Below are 748 nucleotides of genomic sequence, written 5' to 3'. Positions count from 1 at the left end.
TTTACCGTCGTCAAAAGCCGTGTCAATAATACTTTTTAGGTCTCTGTACACTTTTAAACTACTTTCGTATTTGTCTAATTCCCATTGTCCAAAATTAGCCAATTCGGCTTTTTCAAAGGCTTGAGTAAAAACCTCATCTTTGAAAATGGTAGGTATATTTTGGAAGTCTTCTAGGTTTTTAATAAAATACAACCACTTGTCTAAACGGGAGTTTAAGTCGGTTTCCTGTTTTTTAAAGTTGGGCATTTCTAAATAAATATAGGTGAGTTTATCGTAAAAAACCTTTCCATTTTGGTTTTTTAGTTTAATGGTGTGTACGACTTCGCTTTTTTCGGGTTCAGATTCGTAATCGTCAAAAGTAAAATCTAAAATACCTATGCAGTAAACGGATTTGAGGTGATAGTTCCATTCTCCTTTTTCGGCTTGTTCTCTAATAGGAAAAGTGGCGTAATAAATGGTTCGTTCTTTAAAGAAATTTTGTTTTGCTTTTTGTAGTTCTACGATAAATTTTTCTCCTTTTTCATTTTGGCAATAGATGTCGTATATGGCTTTTCTATCGAGGTCGGTAATTCCGAGTTGCTCGGTGTTTTTAAAAGAAAGTTCTTTAATTTGGTCGTGTTGAGGCAATAGTGTATTAAGGAAGTCTATGAGCAAATTTTTGCTGGCTTCTTCCCCAAATATTTTTTTAAATCCAAAGTCGGTAAACGGATTAATATATTTAGCCTTCATGTTTCCAAATGGTTTGATG

At 33.4% G+C, this 748-nt stretch carries 1 protein-coding gene; it reads right to left on the bottom strand.

Going from position 1 to position 748, the window contains the following annotated elements:
• Window positions 1-729: Rpn family recombination-promoting nuclease/putative transposase (locus tag B0A78_RS13465; RefSeq protein WP_097609761.1), on the bottom strand; the 729-nt coding region annotated here is incomplete at its 3' end.
• Between the last annotated feature and the right edge of the window lie 19 nt (window positions 730-748).

The organism is Flavobacterium columnare NBRC 100251 = ATCC 23463 (assembly GCF_002530675.1).
GTDB lineage: Bacteria > Bacteroidota > Bacteroidia > Flavobacteriales > Flavobacteriaceae > Flavobacterium > Flavobacterium columnare.
This window is presented reverse-complemented; position numbering and strand designations above follow the sequence as displayed.